The sequence below is a fragment of the Streptomyces sp. NPDC001536 genome, assembly GCF_042894505.1.
In the GTDB taxonomy this organism is placed as follows: Bacteria; Actinomycetota; Actinomycetes; order Streptomycetales; family Streptomycetaceae; genus Streptomyces.
This window is the reverse complement of sequence record NZ_JBIAVQ010000008.1, coordinates 96330-115589: the sequence shown is the minus strand read 5'-3', so window position 1 is coordinate 115589 and position 19260 is coordinate 96330. Positions and strand designations below refer to the sequence as shown.

Annotated in this window: 19 protein-coding genes; 13 read left to right on the top strand and 6 right to left on the bottom strand. The window is 71.4% G+C overall.

All coding sequences use genetic code 11. The features are described 5' to 3' along the window. Nucleotides 1–20 precede the first annotated feature (20 nt). Complete coding sequence (gene tuf / locus ACFY0U_RS22465; RefSeq protein WP_388638454.1) at nucleotides 21–1214, top strand: elongation factor Tu; 1194 nt, start codon at nucleotides 21–23, stop codon at nucleotides 1212–1214. Nucleotides 1215–1220: 6 nt separating this feature from the next. On the opposite strand, the gene ACFY0U_RS22460 is transcribed toward tuf, so the two are convergent. Together ACFY0U_RS22460 and ACFY0U_RS22455 are read right to left on the bottom strand one after the other, a co-directional pair. Next, entirely contained in the window at nucleotides 1221–1601 is a 381-nt protein-coding gene (locus ACFY0U_RS22460; protein WP_388638452.1) for an anti-sigma factor antagonist, read from the bottom strand. A 205-nt stretch (nucleotides 1602–1806) separates the two neighbouring features. Then, nucleotides 1807–2244 carry a MarR family winged helix-turn-helix transcriptional regulator gene (locus ACFY0U_RS22455; protein WP_388638450.1) on the bottom strand — a complete coding sequence of 146 codons (438 nt, stop codon included), beginning with the start codon at nucleotides 2242–2244 and terminating at the stop codon, nucleotides 1807–1809. A 103-nt stretch (nucleotides 2245–2347) separates the two neighbouring features. Here ACFY0U_RS22455 and ACFY0U_RS22450 point away from each other — a divergent pair, with 103 nt between their 5' ends. Both ACFY0U_RS22450 and ACFY0U_RS22445 read left to right on the top strand, forming a co-directional pair. Beyond that, complete coding sequence (locus ACFY0U_RS22450) at nucleotides 2348–3802, top strand: aldehyde dehydrogenase family protein (RefSeq protein WP_388638448.1); 1455 nt, start codon at nucleotides 2348–2350, stop codon at nucleotides 3800–3802. A gap of 51 nt (nucleotides 3803–3853) precedes the next feature. Then, nucleotides 3854–4960: an NAD(P)-dependent alcohol dehydrogenase gene (locus ACFY0U_RS22445; RefSeq protein ID WP_388638446.1), complete on the top strand. Its 1107-nt coding sequence runs from the start codon at nucleotides 3854–3856 to the stop codon at nucleotides 4958–4960. Between the two features lie 6 nt (nucleotides 4961–4966). Here ACFY0U_RS22445 and ACFY0U_RS22440 read toward each other — a convergent pair whose 3' ends face one another. Then, nucleotides 4967–5917 (bottom strand): NADP-dependent oxidoreductase, encoded by a 951-nt coding sequence (locus tag ACFY0U_RS22440; RefSeq protein WP_388638444.1) that lies wholly within the window; start codon nucleotides 5915–5917, stop codon nucleotides 4967–4969. Between the two features lie 71 nt (nucleotides 5918–5988). On the opposite strand from ACFY0U_RS22440, the gene ACFY0U_RS22435 reads away from it, so the two are divergent. Then, nucleotides 5989–6936, top strand: coding sequence for a GlxA family transcriptional regulator (locus tag ACFY0U_RS22435; protein ID WP_388638443.1), 948 nt, complete (start codon nucleotides 5989–5991; stop codon nucleotides 6934–6936). Nucleotides 6937–7000: 64 nt separating this feature from the next. Continuing rightward, nucleotides 7001–7855: a hypothetical protein gene (locus ACFY0U_RS22430; protein ID WP_388638441.1), complete on the top strand. Its 855-nt coding sequence runs from the start codon at nucleotides 7001–7003 to the stop codon at nucleotides 7853–7855. A 4-nt stretch (nucleotides 7856–7859) separates the two neighbouring features. Here ACFY0U_RS22430 and ACFY0U_RS22425 read toward each other — a convergent pair whose 3' ends face one another. Further along, a complete protein-coding gene (locus ACFY0U_RS22425) occupies nucleotides 7860–8423 on the bottom strand; it encodes a TetR/AcrR family transcriptional regulator (RefSeq protein WP_388638439.1) in 564 nt (187 codons plus the stop codon). Further along, a complete protein-coding gene (locus ACFY0U_RS22420) occupies nucleotides 8420–8782 on the bottom strand; it encodes a DUF1304 domain-containing protein (RefSeq protein WP_388638979.1) in 363 nt (120 codons plus the stop codon). Before ACFY0U_RS22420 ends, ACFY0U_RS22425 begins: the two co-directional genes overlap by 4 nt. Nucleotides 8783–8865: 83 nt before the next feature. Between ACFY0U_RS22420 and ACFY0U_RS22415 the strand changes: the two genes are divergently transcribed. From ACFY0U_RS22415 to helR, 3 genes are all read left to right on the top strand, one after another. Beyond that, on the top strand, nucleotides 8866–9342 hold the full coding sequence (locus ACFY0U_RS22415; RefSeq protein ID WP_388638437.1) for a GNAT family N-acetyltransferase: 477 nt from the start codon (nucleotides 8866–8868) through the stop codon (nucleotides 9340–9342). A 142-nt stretch (nucleotides 9343–9484) separates the two neighbouring features. Then, nucleotides 9485–10726: a glycosyltransferase gene (locus ACFY0U_RS22410; RefSeq protein ID WP_388638435.1), complete on the top strand. Its 1242-nt coding sequence runs from the start codon at nucleotides 9485–9487 to the stop codon at nucleotides 10724–10726. Nucleotides 10727–10835: 109 nt separating this feature from the next. After that, nucleotides 10836–13001 (top strand): RNA polymerase recycling motor ATPase HelR, encoded by a 2166-nt coding sequence (helR, locus tag ACFY0U_RS22405; protein ID WP_388638433.1) that lies wholly within the window; start codon nucleotides 10836–10838, stop codon nucleotides 12999–13001. Here the strand turns inward: helR and ACFY0U_RS22400 are convergent. Continuing rightward, entirely contained in the window at nucleotides 12991–14508 is a 1518-nt protein-coding gene (locus ACFY0U_RS22400) for a helix-turn-helix domain-containing protein (protein WP_388638432.1), read from the bottom strand. The two genes, helR and ACFY0U_RS22400, sit on opposite strands and share 11 nt — an antisense overlap. A gap of 331 nt (nucleotides 14509–14839) precedes the next feature. On the opposite strand from ACFY0U_RS22400, the gene ACFY0U_RS22395 reads away from it, so the two are divergent. The 5 genes from ACFY0U_RS22395 to ACFY0U_RS22375 are packed head-to-tail and all read left to right on the top strand — an operon-like array spanning nucleotide 14840 to nucleotide 19118. Continuing rightward, nucleotides 14840–16492, top strand: a complete 1653-nt coding sequence (locus tag ACFY0U_RS22395) for an ATP-binding protein (RefSeq protein ID WP_388638430.1) — start codon at nucleotides 14840–14842, stop codon at nucleotides 16490–16492. Nucleotides 16493–16497: 5 nt separating this feature from the next. Continuing rightward, the gene (locus ACFY0U_RS22390) at nucleotides 16498–16917 is read left to right on the top strand and encodes a roadblock/LC7 domain-containing protein (RefSeq protein ID WP_171142866.1); all 420 of its coding nucleotides are present in this window, start codon (nucleotides 16498–16500) and stop codon (nucleotides 16915–16917) included. Next, nucleotides 16914–17285: a DUF742 domain-containing protein gene (locus tag ACFY0U_RS22385; RefSeq protein WP_388638428.1), complete on the top strand. Its 372-nt coding sequence runs from the start codon at nucleotides 16914–16916 to the stop codon at nucleotides 17283–17285. Before ACFY0U_RS22390 ends, ACFY0U_RS22385 begins: the two co-directional genes overlap by 4 nt. Beyond that, entirely contained in the window at nucleotides 17266–17871 is a 606-nt protein-coding gene (locus ACFY0U_RS22380; protein WP_388638427.1) for an ATP/GTP-binding protein, read from the top strand. The genes ACFY0U_RS22385 and ACFY0U_RS22380 overlap by 20 nt, the downstream gene beginning before the upstream one ends. Further along, nucleotides 17868–19118, top strand: coding sequence for a cytochrome P450 (locus ACFY0U_RS22375; RefSeq protein WP_388638425.1), 1251 nt, complete (start codon nucleotides 17868–17870; stop codon nucleotides 19116–19118). The genes ACFY0U_RS22380 and ACFY0U_RS22375 overlap by 4 nt, the downstream gene beginning before the upstream one ends. Nucleotides 19119–19260 lie beyond the last annotated feature (142 nt).

Genomic DNA, 19260 nt, shown 5'->3' with positions numbered 1-19260 from the left:
CAGGTGACCTGGAGGCCCCAGTGGCGAAGGCGAAGTTCGAGCGGACCAAGCCGCATGTGAACATCGGCACCATCGGGCACATCGACCACGGCAAGACCACGCTCACCGCGGCCATCACGAAGGTGCTGCACGACAGGTATCCCGACCTGAACCCGTTCACGCCCTTCGACCAGATCGACAAGGCGCCCGAGGAACGGCAGCGCGGCATCACCATCTCGATCGCCCATGTCGAGTACCAGACCGAGCACCGGCACTACGCGCACGTCGACTGCCCGGGCCACGCCGACTACATCAAGAACATGATCACCGGCGCGGCCCAGATGGACGGCGCGATCCTCGTCGTCGCGGCCACCGACGGGCCGATGCCGCAGACCAAGGAGCACGTCCTGCTCGCCCGGCAGGTCGGTGTGCCGTACATCGTCGTCGCCCTGAACAAGACGGACATGGTGGACGACGAGGAGATCCTCGAACTCGTCGAGCTGGAGGTGCGCGAGCTGCTCACCGAGTACGAGTTCCCGGGCGACGACGTGCCCGTGATCCAGGTGTCCGCGCTCAAGGCGCTGGAGGGCGACGAGAAGTGGACCCGGTCGGTGCTCGAACTGCTGGACGCGGTCGACACGGCGGTCCCCGAGCCGCAGCGGGACGTGGACAAGCCGTTCCTGATGCCGATCGAGGACGTCTTCACGATCACCGGGCGCGGCACGGTCGTCACCGGCCGGATCGAGCGCGGGGTCCTGCACGTCAACAAGGAGGTCGAGATCATCGGCATCCACGAGCAGAAGACGAAGACCACCGTCACCGGCATCGAGATGTTCCGCAAGCTCCTCGACGAGGGCCGGGCGGGGGAGAACGTGGGGCTGCTGCTGCGCGGCATCAAACGGGAGGACGTGGAGCGCGGACAGGTCGTGATCCAGCCGGGCACGGTCACCCCGCACAAGGAGTTCGAGGCACGCGCGTACATCCTGTCCAAGGACGAGGGCGGCCGGCACACGCCGTTCTTCGACAACTACCGCCCGCAGTTCTACTTCCGCACGACGGACGTCACCGGTGTGGTGACCCTGCCCAAGGGCACCGAGATGGTCATGCCGGGCGACAACACGACGATGCTCGTGCAGCTGATCCAGCCCATCGCCATGGAGGAGGGACTGAAGTTCGCCATCCGGGAGGGCGGGCGGACCGTGGGCGCCGGTCAGGTCACCAAGATCCTCAAGTAGACGGCGTCACAGCGAGCCGGACGCGGCCTCGGACTGTCCCAGGGCCGCGTCCAGCGTCGCGTGCGGGGGCAGCAGCCGGTGCAGTCCGGTGACCCGCATGATGCGCAGGGTCAGGGGATGGTCGCAGACCAGGTGTAACTGGCCGCCGTGGTCCAGGACCCGGGCGCGGGCGCGGTAGAGCAGGCGCAGCCCGGAGCAGTCGAAGAACTCGACCTGTCCGAGGTCGATCACGATCCGGGAGCCGTGGCGTCCGGTCACCCGGTCCAGAGACGGGATGATCTCCAGCGCCGCCGCGATGTCGATCTCGCCGCGGAACTCCAGCACCGTGTGTCCCCGGTCCTGGTGGATACGCAGATGCCGACTCAGGGGTGCAGGTTCCTGCTGCACGACGACATCGCCTCCAACCAGCTCCTCAAGTGGCGGGTTCGCAGGTCACCGGGGGCCGGGGTGACGTCGTGCAGCGAGCGTACGAGCGCAGCCGTGTCCCCGGGTCCTCAGTGAGCGCAAATCCTTGCCCCGCACTGCAAGTTACCCTCGATGGAGTGAATTTGAGCATGTTCGATTGACATATGTCTGTGAATTGCGAGGGCTCTTAGGAAAGTGCGTGCCAGGCCCGGGTCAGCGCCTGGCGGAACTGTTCGGTCTGGTGCGCCGTGAGATCGCGGACCATCCGTTCCTCCAGCTCCCGCACGGGCTCCTCGTGCCGGGCGAGCAGCTCGCGGGCGGCGTCGGTCAGCAGGATCAGCAGCTCCCGGCGGTTGCGCGGATTCCGCTCCCGGCGCACCAGCCCGCGGTTCTCCAGCGACCGTACGAGATCGGCGATGGACTGGGCGGTGACGAACGAGTCGCGGGCCAGTTGTGCCGCCGACAGTCCGTCGTGTCGCTCCAGGACCGTCAGGGCGGTGTACTGGAGTGCGGTGATTCCGGACGGCTTGACCAGCTCGTCCAGGTGGGAACGGACCACCAGTTCCACTTGTTTGACCATGTAGAGCAGTGACGGGGCCGCCTTGGTCGCCTGGGTGTCGAGCATGAGTTCAGCCTAGAGCATTGACAGGAATCCTGTCTGTAAAGAGACTGCGGACCAACAGGAATCCTGTTTGTTGAAATCTTGGCGATGGAGCTGAGGAGCGGTGATGACCACCTTCGAGATCGAACCCGGGCGGCTGTTCATCGGGGGACGGTGGCGCGAGGCCGCCGACGGAGCGCGCACCGAGGTGGTGGACCCGTCCCGGGGCGCGGTCGTCACCACCGTCGCGGAGGCGGGCGCCGCCGACGTGGACGCGGCGGTGCGGGCCGCGCGCGAGGCCTTCGACGGAGGCCCCTGGTCCGCGATGAGCGGTCGGGAACGCGGTCGCATCCTCCAGCGCGTCGCGGAACTGATCCGCGAGAACGCCGACGACATCGCCCGTCTGGAGAGCCTCGACGTCGGCAAGCCGATCACGCTCGCGCACGCCGTCGACGTGACGAACGCGGCCAACGACTACGAGCACTTCGCCGCCCTCGCCCACGGCCTGCACGGGTCCCACCGCGACACCCCCATGAACGCCCTCGCCTACACCCGGCGCGAGCCGCTCGGAGTGGTCGCCGCGATCACGCCCTTCAACTTCCCGCTGATCCTGGCCGGCTCGAAGATCGCCCCGGCGCTCGCGGCGGGCAACACGGTCGTGCACAAGCCGGCCGACGAGACCCCGCTCAGCGCGCTCTACATGGCGAAGCTGTTCCAGGAGGCAGGTGTCCCCGACGGTGTGGTGAACGTCGTCACCGGTGCGGGCCCGGTCGCCGGCGAGGCCCTCCTCCGCCACAGCGGCGTCGACAAGATCGCCTTCACCGGCTCCACCGCGGTCGGCCGGCACGCCGCGAGCGTCGCCGGGGAGAACCTCAAGCCGGTCACCATGGAGCTGGGCGGCAACGCGGCCCACGTCGTCTTCGAGGACGCCGACCTGGAGAAGGCCGTCGGCGCGATCATCAAGGGCTTCGTCTTCAACTCCGGTCAGTTCTGCATGGGCGGCCCGCGACTGCTGGTGGCCCGCTCGGTCTACAAGACCCTGCTGGGCATCCTGGAACAGGCCGTGCCCGGCGTTCCGCTCGGCGACCCGCGGCAGCCGGAGACCGTCATCGGACCGATGGCGGGGGAGAAGCACCTCAAGAAGGTCGAGGAGTACGTCGAACTGGCCCGCAAGGAGGGCGGCCGTATCGTCTGCGGCGGCGAACGCCTCGATCTGGACGGCGGCTACTACTACAAGCCCACCGTCATCGCCGACCTGCCGAACGACTCCCGGGTGATCCAGGAGGAGATCTTCGGCCCGGTCCTCACCGTGCAGCCCTTCGACTCCGAGGAGGAGGCGATCCGGCTCGCCAACTCCACGCCGTACGGCCTGGCTTCGGGCGTCCAGACCACCAACCTCGCCCGCGCCCACCGGATCGCCGACAAGCTCCAGGCGGGCATCGTCTGGGTCAACGACTGGGCGATGCTCGACCCCGCGGTCCCCTTCGGCGGCGTCAAGGACTCCGGCTTCGGCCGGGAGTACGGTCCCGAGGCCCTCGCCTCCTACACCAGGACCAAGTCCGTCGTCGTCTCGCTCGACTGAGCCGCTCTCTCGGTCGACTCAATGCGCTTGAAATCAAAGGGAGTTACCGCGATGCCCATCACCACCCGCGCCGCCGTCGTCGAGTCCGGCGGAGCACCCTTCACCCTCGCCGACGTCCAACTGGACGAGCCCGGGCCGCACGAGGCCGTCGTCCGCATGGTCGCCACCGGGCTGTGTCACACGGACCTCGGTGTGGCGAGCGGCGGACTGCCCTTCCCGCTGCCCGGCATCCTCGGGCACGAGGGCGCCGGTGTCGTCGAGGCCGTCGGTTCGGCCGTCACCGGCGTCGAGCCCGGCGACCACGTCGTGCTGTCGTTCACGTCCTGCGGCGAGTGCGGCAACTGCAACGGAGGCCACCCGGCGTACTGCGCGACCTGGCTGCCGCTGAACCTCATCGGCGGCCGCCGGGCCGACGGCACCAGCACCGTCAGCCGGGACGGCGAGCCACTGGGCGGCCACTTCTTCGGCCAGTCCTCCTTCGCCGAGAAGGCCCTGGTCGACGAGCGCAGCCTCGTCAAGGTCGACCCCGACGTGCCGCTGGAGTCGATCGCCCCCCTCGGCTGCGGCGTACAGACCGGCGTCGGCGCCGTGTGGAACGTGCTGAAGCCGGTCACCGGCAGCACGATCGTGGTCCTCGGCGCCGGAGCGGTCGGCCTGTCCGCCGTGATGGCCGCCGCCCTCACCCCCGCCACCACGATCGTCGCCGTCGACCGCGTCGGCGAACGCCTCTCCCTGGCAAGGGAGTTGGGTGCCACCCACACCGTCAACGCGGGTGCGGAGGACCTCGCGGAGACCCTCGCCGCGATCACCGGAGGAAAGGGCGCGGACGGCGTCGTGGAGACCACCGGCAACGTCACCGTGCTCCGCCAGGGCGTCGACGCGCTCGGCGCCCGCGGCACCCTGGTCGTCGTCGGCGCCCCGCCGTTCGGCTCCGAGGTCGCCCTCGACGTCAACGGACTGCTCGGCGGCAAGCGGATCGTCGGACTCACCCTCGGCGACGCCGAGACACAGTCCTTCATCCCCGCCCTGGTCGACCTGGTGAAGGCGGGGCGGCTCCCGCTGGACCGCCTGATCAGCACCTATCCGTTCGCGGACATCGACCAGGCGGTGCGGGACATGGGCGCGGGCAAGGCGATCAAGCCCGTGCTGACCTTCTGACCCCGGTCAGTCCGTCGTCAGGACCAGCTTCCCCGTGGTCCGGCCGGTGTCGCCGAGCCTGTGCGCCTCGGCGGCCTCGGCCAGCGGGAAGGTACCGGCGATCGCGGGGCGCAGCTTCCCCGCCTCCACCAGCTCCGCGATCGCCTTCATCCCGGAATGGGAGGCGTCGACCAGCATGCGCAGCGCCCGGACGCCGAGCCGCTCGGCCTCCTCGAAGAACTCCTGCGATCCGACCGGCAGGATCGAGACCACGAGCCCGCCCGGGCGCAGTACGCGCAGCGAGCGGACGGACGTGTCGCCGCCGATCGTGTCGAGCACGACGTCGACGTCCTTGACGGCCTGCGCGAAGTCCGTCTCCCGGTAGTCGATCGCCTCGTCCACGCCGAGCCCGCGCATGAACTCGTGCTTGCCCGCGCTCGCGGTGCCGATCACATACGCGCCCCGCGCCTTGGCGATCTGCACGGCCACATGCCCGACCCCGCCGGCCGCGGCATGGACCAGCACCCGCTGTCCCGGCTGGACGTCGGCGTACTCCACCAGCGCCTGCCAGGCGGTCAGGGAGACCAGCGGCAGCGCGCCCGCCTCGATGTGGTCGATCGAGGCCGGCTTGTGCGCGAACGTCCGGGCCGGCGCGGTGACGTACTCGGCGTGCGACCCGTGGCCGTACGGGTACGACAGCATGCCGAAGACCTCGTCGCCGGGCTGGAACCGGGCGACGCCGATCCCGACGGCCTCGACCACGCCCGACACGTCCCAGCCCAGCACGAAGGGCGGCTGACCCAGGAAGCCGCCGGTGGCCCGGTGCTTCCAGTCGGTGGGGTTGACCCCGGCGGCCCGCACCCGGACCAGTACCTCGTTCGTGCGCGGCTCGGGACGCGGCAGCTCCACTTCCCCGAGGACCTCAGGTCCGCCGAGAGTCTCCTGGCTGATGGCTCGCATGGTGTTCACAGTGCTCATGGTGGACCAGCCTGCCCGGGTCCGCCCGAACGGAAAATGGCATGATTGCCAACCTCCGATAGAATCGTGCCATGCAGCGTGTCGAGCGAGTCGTCGTCCTCGCCCTGGAGGGCGTGTACCCCTTCGAGCTGGGCATGCCCAGTCGGATCTTCGGCGCCGCCGACGGCCGGTACGAGGTGCTGACCTGCACGGTCGACGGCCGTCCGGTACGCAGCAACGCCGACTTCACGATCACGGTCGACCACGGCCCCGAGATGCTGGCCACCGCCGACACGGTGGTGATCGCACCCGTCTCCGCCGAGCGGGTGACCGCCGACCTCCCCGACGAGGTGCGGTCCGCCCTCGCCCTGATCCCCTCCGACGCGCGGATCGTGTCGATCTGCACCGGCGCCTTCGTCCTCGCGGCCGCGGGCCTGCTCGACGGACGCAGGGCCACCACCCACTGGCATCTCGCCGACCGGTTCCGGGAGATGTTCCCGCACATCGCCCTCGACCCGGACGTCCTCTTCGTCGACGACGGCCGCATCCTCACCTCGGCCGGAGCGGCCTCCGGTGTCGACGTCTGTCTGCATGTGGTGCGCACGGACCACGGCAGCGAACTGGCCAACTGCGTCGCCCGCCGCTGTGTGGTCCCGCCGTTCCGCGACGGCGGCCAGGCGCAGTACATCGAGCGGCCGGTCCCCGAACAGGGCGCCGCGAGCACGGCGGCGACCCGCACCTGGGCCCTGGACCGGCTCGGTGAACCCCTCACCCTGACCGACCTGGCCGCCCACGCCCGGATGAGCCTGCGCACCTTCGCCCGCCGCTTCCACGACGAGGTCGGGCTCAGCCCCGGCCGCTGGCTGATCCAGCAGCGGGTGGCCCGGGCCCGGCATCTGCTGGAGTCCAGCGACCTGCCGGTGGACCAGATCGCCGGCCAGGTCGGCTTCGCCACCGGCGCGTCGCTGCGCCAGCATCTGCACGCGGCGATCGGGGTGTCGCCGCAGGCCTACCGGCGCACGTTCCAGTCGGCCCACTGAACCTTTCCCGGGCCTCCGGCGTCGGAGGACCAGGACGGTTCGGGGGGACAGGGGGTGTGGCGGGATGCGCAGAGGCTTCGTGGCACTGACGGCACTGGTGGCGGTGGCCGCGGTGGGGTGCGGGACCGAGGGGGACCTGATCGTCGAGGGGGCGAGCCCGCCGCCGTCGCCCTACAGCGGGCCCTTGTACATCCCGATCAAGGCGTGGGACGAGGAGAAGGACGACCGCTCCGAGCTCATCGACACGGCGGCCGCGGCCCGCGCGCTTGAGTGCGACTGGGAGATCTCCTCGGCGGGCGGCAGCGAACCGTGGAGCGAGGGCGACGCAGGAGAGACGCCGGAGGAGGGCCTTGAGGCCTACTTCGAGATCGAGCAGCCCGAGGTACCGCGCGAGGGCTACCGGGTGGAGCGCGAGGAGGGCGGCCGTGTCCTCTTCTCCTACGACGTCGACGGCCGGACCAAGGTGGCGGTGATCGTCGCCAAGGACCGGAAGAACAGGCCCGGCTGGGGCCCGGAGACCAGCGCGTCCTGCGACCCGGCCGAGTTCCCGGCGAGCTGGACCGACTCCAAGGACTACGAGGTCTGGACCGACCGCGACGGCAAGCGGGTGCCGATCACCGTCATCAGCAGCTCGGAGGGTTCCGCCCATTGCGACTGGCAGAAGGCGCACTTCCTGGTCACGGGCGAGGGCAGGGACAGGGTGTTGTACGCCCGTGATCCGGACGGCGTGCTCGGCGACGAGATGCTGGAGGCCCCGTACCAGGGGGACGTCGCCATGCCCGCGGACGCCAAGGACACCGGATACCGGCTGCGGGACCGGCAGTTGTGGCTGACGGACGACAAGAAGACGGCCTACGTCCGCACTTCCGACGGCGTGGAGGCCTGGCCGCGAGTGAAGGAGGGCATGGCATGCGCGTGAGGCGTCAGCGGCTGGCGTGCAGGGCGACCAGCAACTGCCAGACCTGGTCGGCGATGTCGTCCGGGCCGCCCTCCAGCAGGCCGTGCAGCCAGTCGGCCAGCACGCCCGCGAACGTGGCGGCGACCGCCGAGGCCACCAGCGGGGCGTCGGCGGCACCCGCGAGTTCGCGCTCGCGGAGACTGTAGGCCCGCAGGTCCCGGTGCAGGACCAGGCCCAGCGGGCCGCCGCCGCCCGGGCCGAGCAGGGCCCGGTACAGCGGGGCATGCGGGGCGAGCGAGGCGAAGAACGCCGGGAGCGCGGGCGGCGCGTGCACCGGGTCGGGTCGTCCGCGCCAGGCGTGCAGCGCCTCCACGGCCTCGCGTACGACGTCCGCGCAGGCGTCGACGGCCAGCGCCTCCAGCCCGTCGTAGTGGACGTAGAACGTGGCCCGTCCGACCCCGGCCCGGCGTACCAGCGCGGCCACGCCGACCTCCGCGAGCGGACGCTCGGCGCACTCCGCGAGCAGCGCCTCGCGGAGTTTCGCCCGGGTGCGTGCCGCGCGCGGGTCCTCGGGTGCGGTGCGGGTCACTGGGCCAGCAGGACCGCGCCCAGGGCGAGCGCACCGGGCAGGGCCTGCGCGGCGAGGATGCGGATGTTGGCGGTGACCGCTCCGTACACGCCGGCGACGATGACACAGGACAGGAAGAACACCTGGGCGCGGAAGCCCGTCGGGTCGGCGGCGATCAGACCCCACACCAGGCCCGCCGCGAGAAATCCGTTGTAGAGACCCTGGTTGGCGGCCATCGCCGCGGTGGCCTTGGCCATCTCCCGGTCGAAACCGTGGAAGGACATCCCCGGCTTCTTCTGCCACAGGAACATCTCCATCACCAGGATGTACGCGTGCAGCACGGCCACCAGAGCCACCAGCACGTTCGCGACCGCTTCCATGATCTCCCTCAGTCTCTTGGACAGGCGTCCACTATAGCTGGACATCTGTCCAGGATGTCAGTGGCCCCCGCTAGCCTTCGGGCATGACTGATCAGGACGTGACGGTGCGGCGGGCCCGTGCCGAGGACATACCGGGACTGGTCGCCTCCAGCGCGGGGCTCTTCGCCGAGGACGGCGGCACCCGGGACACGACCATCAATGTCGACTGGCCGCACGAGCACGGGGCGGCGTCGTTCGCGGCGGCCCTGGAGGACCCCGAGCGCCTCGTGCTCGTCGTGGACCATCAAGGGCGGGTGGTGGGACACCTGATGGGTTCGGTCAGCGAGCCCACGGCGATGCGGCTGGTCAGGTCCGCGACCCTGGTCAGCATGTACGTCCGCCCCGAGCACCGGCGGGCCCGGGCCGGAGCCGCTCTGGTGGCGGAGTTCCTCGGCTGGGCTCGGGGACAGGGGGCCGAGCAGGCCGAGGTGACGGCGTACGCGGCCAATGGCGACGCGATCCGCTTCTATGAACGGGGCGGTTTCGCACCGCAGTTGGTCACGTTGCGGCAGGCGCTCTGAGGCGGCAAAAAGAAAGGGCAAGGGGAGTGGTCCCTCCTTGCCATGTTCAACATATAGCGCACCGGGGGGCTTGCGGCAAGGCCCCGTCCGTACCGCAGAATCTCCGCTCGAAGCCGGAAAACGGAGAACGGGGAGTCACGACGTGCGTGTTGTGTTGTCGACGTACGGGTCGCGCGGGGACGTCCAGCCGATGGCGGCGCTCGCGCTGGAGCTGCGTGCGCTCGGCGCGGAGGTACGGGTGTGCGCGCCGGCGGACGAGGAGTTCGCCAAGCTGCTGGACCGGATCGGCGTGCCGCTGGTGCCAGTCGGCCCGTCGGCGCGTGCCCTGACCACCCAGGCGCCGCCGCCGTCGGCCGCGAACCTCCCCCAGCGCGCCGCCGCCGTGCTCGCCGGCCAGCTGGAGGGAGTCACCGCGGCGGCCGAAGGGTGTGACCTGGTGGTGGCGACCGGCATGATCTCGGCCGCGGCCGGCGCGCTGTCGGTGGCCGAGAAGTTCGGCATCCCCGCCGTGTCCGTCACCTTCCAGCAGCTCACCCTGCCCTCCCCGCTGCGCCGCCCGCTGGCGTATCCGGGCAAGCCACTGCCGGCGGACGAGACCGACAACCGGGTGCTGTGGAAGCTGGACGCCGAGAACATCAACGCGCTGTTCGGCGAGGCGCTCAACGCCACCCGGGCGTCCATCGGCCTGCCCCCGGTGGCCGACGTCCGCGACTATGTGATCGGCGACCGGCCGTGGCTGGCCACGGACCCCGTCCTGGACCCGTGGCAGGAGACGCCGGACTTCGACGTCGTACAGACCGGCGCGTGGGCGATGCCGGACGAACGCCCGCTGCCGGACGACCTGTCGGCGTTCCTGGAAGCCGGTGAACCGCCGGTGTTCGTGGGCTTCGGCAGCATGCCCATGCGGGAGTCGACGGACGTCGCCCAGGTGGCCGTCGACGCGGTCCGCGCACAGGGGCACCGCGTACTCCTCGGGCGTGGCTGGGCCGACCTGAGCCTGATCGACGGCCAGGACGACTGCTTCGCCGTCGGCGACACCAACCACCAGGCGCTGTTCCCCCGGGTCGCCGCCGTCGTGCACCACGGAGGCGCGGGCACCACCACGACGGCCGCCCGGGCCGGCGTGCCCCAGGTGCTGGTGCCCCAGCTCGCGGACCAGCCGTACTGGGCGGGCCGGGTGGCCGAGCTGGGCATCGGCGCGGCACACGACGGTCCGACACCGACCTTCGCGTCCCTGTCCGTCGCGCTCGGCACCGCCCTGGCCCCCGAGACCCGCGAGCGGGCGCGGGCCGTGGGGGAGGCCGTCCGCACCGACGGGGCGGCGGTGGCCGCCAAGCTCATCCTCGACAGCGTCGGCGAGGGAAAGCCCACCGTCTCCGCCTGAACCCCACGCGACCGAGCGTCGCCCGGGGCGTCCACCAGGCCCGCCGGGCCGGTCCGCACCCATTGCCGTGCACCATGGTCATACGCGACCTCATATCGGAGCTGATCATTTGAACACCCTGCCCACCAGCGCGTTCGACCTCCCCGACCGTCTCTCGTCCAAGGCCGACCCGGCGCTGATCGCCGGCGACGAGCAGCACTTCGAGGCCCTCGCCGAGTGCCTGGAGCAGTCCATCGCCGAGGTGTCCGGACAGCTCGACGCCGCGCGCAGGGCACCCGGCGGCATGGGCCGGCACGCGATGGACCGGGACACGGAGATCCACCGGCTCACCGCCCGTCTGCGCACCCTGCGCCGCTTCGGGCTCGACCTGTGCCTGGGACACATGGTCTCCGCCGACGACCCCGAGCCCCTCTACGTCGGACGGCTCGGCCTCACCGACAGCTCCGGCCGCCGACTGCTGGTCGACTGGCGCTCGCCGGCCGCCGAGCCGTTCTTCGGCGCCACCCACGGCAACCCGATGGGGCTGACCAGCCGCCGCAGGTACCGCTGGACCGGCGGCCGGATCAGCGACTACTGGGACGAGGTGTTCACCGCCGACGGGCTGGAGCACCACGCCGCGCTCGACGACCAGTCCGCCTTCATCGCCAGCCTGGGCAGCAACCGCTCGCCCCGGATGCGGGACGTCCTCGGCACCATCCAGGCCGACCAGGACGCCATCATCCGCGCGGGATCACGCGGCGCACTCGTCGTCGACGGCGGCCCGGGCACCGGCAAGACCGTCGTCGCCCTGCACCGCTCCGCCTACCTCCTGCACTCCGACCCCCGCCTCGGGCACCGTCGCGGCGGCGTGCTCTTCGTCGGTCCACACCGGCCGTATCTGTCGTACGTCTCCGACGTCCTGCCCAGCCTCGGCGAGGAGGGCGTGCAGACCTGCATCCTGCGCGACCTCGTCGCCGAAGGAGCCACGGCGGGCATCGAGGCCGACCCGGAGGTGGCCCGGCTGAAGTCGTCCGCGGAGTTGGTGGGGGCCATCGAGAAGGCCGTCCGGTTCTACGAGGAACCGCCCGCCAAGGGGATGACGGTCACCACCCACTGGTCCGACATCCCGCTGAGCGCCGACGAGTGGGCGGTGGCGTTCGACGCCGCGGAACCCGGCACCGCGCACAACGAGGCGCGCGACCAGGTCTGGGAGGAACTGCTCACCATCCTGATCGACAAGCACGAGGGCGACGTGTCGCCCGACCTGCTGCGCAAGTCGCTGCGGCAGAACCGGGAGCTGCGCGCCACCTTCGACCGTCACTGGCCGCTGCTCGAAGCGGCCGACCTCGTCGGAGACCTGTGGACGGTACCCGCCTACCTGCGGATGTGCGCGCCCTGGCTCACCCCCGACGAGGTGCGCAGCCTCCAGCGCGCCGAGGCGCAGGCCTGGACGGTGTCCGACCTGCCGCTCCTGGACGCGGCCCGGCAGCGGCTCGGCGACCCGGAGTCGGCCCGGCGCCAGGTCCGGCACAAGGCCACCCTCGCCGTGCAGCGCGAGCACATGACGAGGGTCGTCGACAGTCTGATCGAGGCCGTGGCCAACTCCGGCGCCGACGGGGACGACGGCGAGGGCCTGGTGACGATGTTGCGCGGTGAAGACGCCAAGGTCAGTCTGGTCGACGAGTCCGAACTGGTCACCGCCGACCCGGATCTGCTCGCGGGCCCGTTCGCGCACATCGTCGTGGACGAGGCGCAGGAACTGACCGACGCGGAGTGGCAGATGCTGCTGCTGCGGTGCCCGTCCCGGAGCTTCACCATCGTCGGGGACCGGGCGCAGGCCAGGCACGGGTTCACGGAGTCGTGGCAGGAACGCCTCGAGCGGATCGGGCTCGACCGGATCGAGATGGCCTCCCTGAGCATCAACTACCGGACGCCGGAGGAGATCATGGCGGAGGCCGAGCCGGTCATCCGGGCCGCGCTCCCGGACGCCAACGTGCCGACCTCCATCCGCAGCAGTGGTGTCCCGGTCGTCCACGGAGCGGTCGCGGAGCTGGAGTCGGTCCTCGGCACCTGGCTCGACGCGCACGCCGACGGGATCGCCTGCGTCATCGGCGACCCCGCGTTCCGGGCGACGTCCCGGGTGCGGTCGCTGACCCCGGAGCTGTCGAAGGGACTCGAGTTCGACCTGGTCGTCCTGGTGGACCCGGAGAAGTTCGGCGAGGGCGTCGAGGGAGCGGTCGACCACTACGTCGCGATGACCCGGGCCACCCAGCAGCTCGTCGTCCTCACCGGCTGACGCCGTTGCGCAACTGAAGGGCCCGCAGCGCCAGCTGCATCTCGAACTGGGCGGTCGGATCGTGCAGTTGACCACCGAACAGCTCGTCCAGCTGGCGCATGCGGTAGCGCACCGTCTGCGGGTGCACCGCGAGCCGGACGGCGACCTCGCTCGCGTTGTGCCCGCAGTTCAGCCAGCTCAGCAGGGTCTCCGCGAGCCGTTCGCGCTGCGGTGGCCGCACCTGGTCCAGCGGCCGCAGCCGGCGTTCGGCCATCGCGTCGACCAGGGCGTCGTCGCGCAGCAGCAGGAGCGTGGCCAAATGATCCTGGCAGCGCACCAGTTCGCTGTCCGGCAGGACACCGCGGCGCGTCAGCTCCAGGGCCTCGCCCGCCCAGCGCAGCGACCGTGCCCCGTCCTGGAGGGCGACGGTCGGCCCCATCGCCGCGCGCCGGCCCTGGAGCGCTCCGGCGACGGCCCGGGCCCGGCCGGGACCCTCGGGATCGGGCACGATCAGCACCGCGGGCCGCACATCGAACCGGGCGAGGAACTCCGGCGGCACGATGGGCCCGCGGACCGACGGTGGCACGATCGCGTCGCCTCCTGACAGGGCCGTAAGGGACCTGCCGCCTGACGGCGGTACGAGGGGGCCTGTCTCCTCCGGCGGCCCGGGGCGTCCGGACCCTGCGACCGGGTCGGCTCCTGACGAGGCTGCCTGGGCTCTTCTGCCCGGCGGTGGTGTGAACGGGCCCGTCTCCGGCGGGGGTGCGAGGAGCCCGCCCCTCGGCGGTGGTGTGGCCGGCGGGCCGGCGTGGGAGTCGCCGTTCGCCGGTGGCTCGGTCGGGCCGGTTCCCGGGTGTGGAGCGAAGGGGCCGCCCTCCGTCGGTGGTCCGTGGTCGACCGCGACCACCGCCAGGGTCCGGGGGACCGGCCAGCGCGCGCTGTGGGCGAGCTCGGCGATGGCCTCGGCCGAGGCGGGCGGATCGGCGGTGAGCAGGTCGATCAGCCGCGTCCGGCGCTGCTGGAGCTCACCGGCGGCGTGCAGCCGCGCCTCCGTGTACCCGGCGGTCGTCGCGGCCGCCATCTCGTCCAGGTGCAGGAACAGCGCCTCACCGAACGCGCCCAGCACATTGCGCGGCAGCAGCTCGGCGTCGACGAGCGCGTTCACCCGCCGCCAGGTCACCCGGGCGCCGAGCCTGAGCGCGGACTGGAAGGAGTCGAGGCTGCGCCCCTCCTCCGCCTCCCCGCGTCCGATGCGCCGGTAGGTCTCCTGCACCGGCTCCCAGTCGGTGTCCGGCTTGGCCATCCGCTCCAGGAACCCCTGCAACGCGTGGTCCACGCCCCGGCGCACGGCCTGCATGTACGTGTCGTCGGCGGGGCGCGCGTACTCGGGGATCTCGGTTCTGATCGCGCGTACGACCTCCTCGGTGATGTCGGTGAGGAACGGTCTGAGGTGGTGGTGCAGACCCGGGGGCAGGGCCTTGAACGGCCCGCCCGGTTCGTCGGTCACCATCGCGGCTCTCTTCGACACGGCGGCGACGATACCCGTCAGTAACACGTCAGGGCTTATCACCGGCGAACAGGCGTGGCGGGCCGGCTTGTCACTCGCCGACAACGTCCGATTTCACAACTGCGCTGGTCAGTATGGAAATTTGTCGATGTGTGCGTGCTGGCTGAGCGTGACGGAACCCTCACTTCCGCAGCGCCGTGAGGTTGATCTTTTGGTGTTCAAACCCGATAAGCTCCCCTCCGACGCCGCGAGTTGACCCGATCACCATCGGTCGTCCCGTGACGCGTCCTCCTCAGTGCGATTCCCCTTGCGCACCCCCCGTTGTTCGATTGTGTTGCTTCGAAGGATGCAGATGGAACTCGCCACTCCGCCACCGGCGGCGCGGGCCCCTGTCGCCTGGTACGGCTGGTGGCTGATGCCACTGGCCTTGGGAGGCGGGACGGTTGCCGCCACGTTCATGAGCTCGGAGAGCATCACCGCGGCCGTGGCCGGCGCCGCCGCGACGGCGGCGAGTTCCGTCTGCGTCCGGCTCCTGATCCGCACCCGCGGACAGGTGAAGCGCGCCGAGGCGTCCTTCCGCACCTCGCAGGCCGAGCACTCCCAGCAGTGGCAGCAGCATGTGGCCGGGCTGGAGCGGAAGTTCGCCGCCGAGTACACCGCCCAGGACCTCCGGCTCGCCGAACAGTCCGCCGCCTACGAGTCCCAGCTCGCCGAGCAGGCGCGCGCCTACGAGCAGCGGCTGACCGACCAGGCCGCCTCGTACGAGTCCCAGCTCGCCGACCGGGCCGAGATCTGGCAGGAGCAGCTGGCCCACCAGCTGGCCGCGGTCGCCCGGCTCGCCGACGAGCAACTCCCGCGGGCGCTTGAGCAGTTGCGGGCCGGCGATGCCATCGACGACCTGTTGCCGGCCACCAACCAGTGCGCCAAGGTGAGCGCCGAGCTCCAGGCCGAGCTGCGCAAGGTCCTCAGGACCTCGCTGATCGGTGTGGAGCGGGAGTTCGACCGCTCGACCTCCGCCGAGCAGGCCGTGATCAGCATCGGCAACCGTATCCATGTGCTGACCAGCAAGCTCCGTGGCCGACTGCACGAGATGCAGGGTGAGCACGGCCGGCTGCCCTCCGTGGCACGCGGCCTGATGGAGCTCGATCAGGAGATCGGCCCCGCCGACTGTCTCGCCGCCAGCATCGGTGTCCTGGGCGGCTCGGACCGTCCCGGCCGGCAGTGGCAGGAGCCCCAGCGGCTGCTCAGCGTGGTCCGCGGCGGCATCGGCCGTATCAAGGAGTTCCAGCGGGTCGACGTACGCCATCTGCCCGAACTCGGCGTCGACGGCGGCCTGGTGGACCACCTCACGCTGATCTTCGCCCACCTCCTGGACAACGCGGCCCGCTACTCGCCGCCCACCGAGCCGGTGATCGTCTCCGGCAAGGAGGTGCCCAACGGCGTCGGCATCGAGATCCAGGACTCCGGCAAGGGCCTGAGCGAGGAGAAGAAGCACGAGGCCGAGCAGGCGCTCGCCGGCACCGGAGCCGGACCGGGTCTCGGCGGCATCACCGAGGACGCCACCATCGGCCTCAGGGTCGTCGGCATCCTGGCCCGCCGCTACGGCATCCGCGTCACCTTCGCCGACTCGCCCTGGCTCGGCACCTCGGTGGTCGTGGTGGTCCCGCACAAGTATTTCAGCCCGCTGCCCGCGGCCGTACCGGCGGCGCAGCCCTCCCCGAGCGCCCCCGCCGCGGGAGCGGCCCCGCGGGCGACGGCCGAGGAGACGGCGGACACCACGCCCGGCGGACTGCCCCGGCGCCGCAGCCGACGCGGTGAGGAGCCCCGCCGGCAGCCCGCCGAGCCCGCCGAGCGGACCACGGCGGCGAGCGCCTTCGACATCCCCCCGGACGCGTCGTTCGCCGGTCTCGCCGCGTTCGCCACCGCCGGCCGCGAGCCCGAGGAGGCGGCCGGCCAGGCCGACGGCCGCGAGTCCACCGAGCACCGCACTGAAGAGAGCGACTAGTCCACATGACGCAACAGGGAACCGACGTGAGCTGGGCGCTCCGCGACCTCGTGGAGTCCATCCCGGAGATCCGCTTCGCGCTCGTGGCCTCCAGCGACGGCAAGGCCATCACCTCCTTCGGCGCCGAGGACCCCGACGACGTGGACCGCTTCGCCGCGGTCGTGGCCGGTCTCCAGGCGCTGGCCCAGCCGGTCGCCGAGCAGTTCACCCGCCCCGCCGGACAACGGGGACAGCTGCGGCTGGCGATGATCGAGGTCGACGGCGGACACCTCTTCGTCGTCCGCGCGGGCGTGGAGACGTACCTCGGTGTGCTCGCCCGCGAGGGCCTGGACCAGGGCCTGCTCGGACACCAGATGAGGGACCTGGCCCGCAGGATGGGCGAGCTCCTGGGCACCTCTCCGCGCCTGGAGGAGCACTCTGGATGAGTGCTCCCCGCCGGCCCGCCGACCCGTCCGGTCTGGAGCGCTACTACGTCCTGACCAAAGGGCGCAGCGGACCGGGCGGTTCGGCGTCGAGCCTCGACGTGGCGACCCTCATCGTCTCCCGCACCGCCCTCGTCCCGGGATTGCAGCACGAGCACGAGGAGATCCTCCGGCGCTGCCGCGAACCGCTGTCGGTGGCCGAACTCGGCGCCCACCTGGGACTGCCCTTCAACATTCTCGCGGTGCTGCTGACGGACCTGCTCGAGGCCGACCGCGTGGAAGCCCGTGACCCCGTCCCGGCGCACGACGCCCGTCGCGGGCCCGACCTCGCGCTCCTTGAGGAGGTACTCAGTGGACTTGAACGGCTTTGACCGGCTCGCCCGGCCGGACGACGGGGAGACCCGCTCGGTCAAGGTGATGATCGCCGGCGGATTCGGCACCGGGAAGACCACGCTGGTCGGCTCGGTGAGCGACATCAAGCCGCTCACCACCGAGGAGACCCTCACCGAGGCCAGCGCCGCCGACGACCACCTCATCGGGGTCGCCGACAAGACGGAGACCACCGTCAGCCTGGACTTCGGCAAGATCAGCCTCAACGACAGCCTGATGCTGTACCTGTTCGGCACCCCGGGCCAGGAGCGGTTCTGGTTCCTGTGGAACGGCCTGTTCAAGGGAGCGCTCGGTGCCGTCGTCCTGGTCGACACCCGGCGGCTGGCCTCCAGTTTCCGGGCGATCGAGGAGATGGAGCGCCAGAACGTCCCCTTCGTCGTCGCCCTGAACATCTTCCCGGACTCCCGGCACTATCCGGTCGAGGAGATCAGGGACGCCCTGGACATCCCCCCGCACATCCCGGTCGTGGCCTGCGACGCCCGTGACCGGGCCTCCAGCCGTGACGTACTGATCGCCCTGATACGTCATGTGAAGGACCGCTCCGTCGTCGCCCTGGAGCCCCGATGAACGACCAGACCCCCAGCGGTCCCGACGCGCCCCGCGGGTGCCCCGTCGCACACGGCGGGCCAGAACTCACCCGGCTGTACGGCCCGGACGCGGCCACCGACCCGCAGGCCATCTACGAGCGGCTGCGCAAGGAGCACGGCTCCGTCGCACCGGTGCTCCTCGAAGGTGACGTTCCCGCCTGGCTGGTGCTCGGCTACCGCGACAACCGGCGGGTGCTGGACAACCCCCGTCAGTTCAGCCGGGACGCCCGCATCTGGCGGGACTGGCGCGAGGGCCGGATAGCGGAGACCTCGCCGCTGCTGCCGATGCTGGGCTGGCGGCCCGACTGCGTCTCCCAGGACGGAGAGCCGCACCGCAGGCTGCGCGGCGCGGTCACCGACGGACTGCTGGCCGCCTCCAGCCGCGGCATCCGGCGGCACGCCGCCTACTTCGCGAACCAGCAGATCGACCTGTTCGCCGACGCCGGTCGCGCCGACCTGGTGGCCGACTACGCCGAGCACCTGCCGATGCTCGTGCTGACCCGGATCCTGGGCCTTCCCAAGGCGGACGGGCTCCGTCTGATCGAGTCGTGCGCCCAGGTCTTCAAGGGCGGCGAGGGCGCCCTCGTGCACAACGACCGCATCATGCAGATCCTGGGCGAACTCGCCGAACGCAAGCGGGCCGAGCCGGGCTCGGACTTCACCACCGCCCTCCTTGAACACCCGGCGGCGCTGGACGCGGACGAGGTCGTCAGCCATCTGCGTCTGGTGCTGATCGCCGCCCACACCACGACCAGCAATCTGCTGGCCAGGGTGCTCCAGCTGGTCCTGACCGACACCGCGCGGCTGTCCGGGCTGATCAGCGGTCAGCTGAACGTGTCCGCCGTGGTGGAGGAGGTCATGTGGAACACCCCGCCGCTGGCCGTCCTGCCGGGGCGGTTCGCCACCAGTGAGCTGGAGCTCGGCGGGCACGGCATCGAGGAGGGCGACCTGCTCCTCCTCGGTCTCGCCCCGGGCAACGCCGACCCGGAGATACGGCCCGACGAGGGCGTGGCGGTCCAGGGCAACCAGTCGCACCTGGCCTTCAGCTCCGGTCCGCACGAATGCCCCGGGCAGAGCATCGGCCAGTCCATCATCGAGGTCGGTGTGAACGTCCTGCTGCACCGGCTGACGGGCCTGCGGCTGGCCGTGGCGCCGGAGGAACTCGGCTCGACCGCCTCCACGTGGGAGTCCCGGCTGGACAGCCTGCCGGTCGAGTTCGCCGTCTAGGCCACGCGAGGGGCGGGGGGGGGGGGGGGGGCGCGCCCCGGGCCCGCCCCCCCCCCCCCCCCCCCCCCGGGGCGCCCCCCCCCCCCCCCCCCCGCGCCCCCCCCCCCCCCCCCGGGCCGCCCCGGGCCGGGGGGGGGGGGGA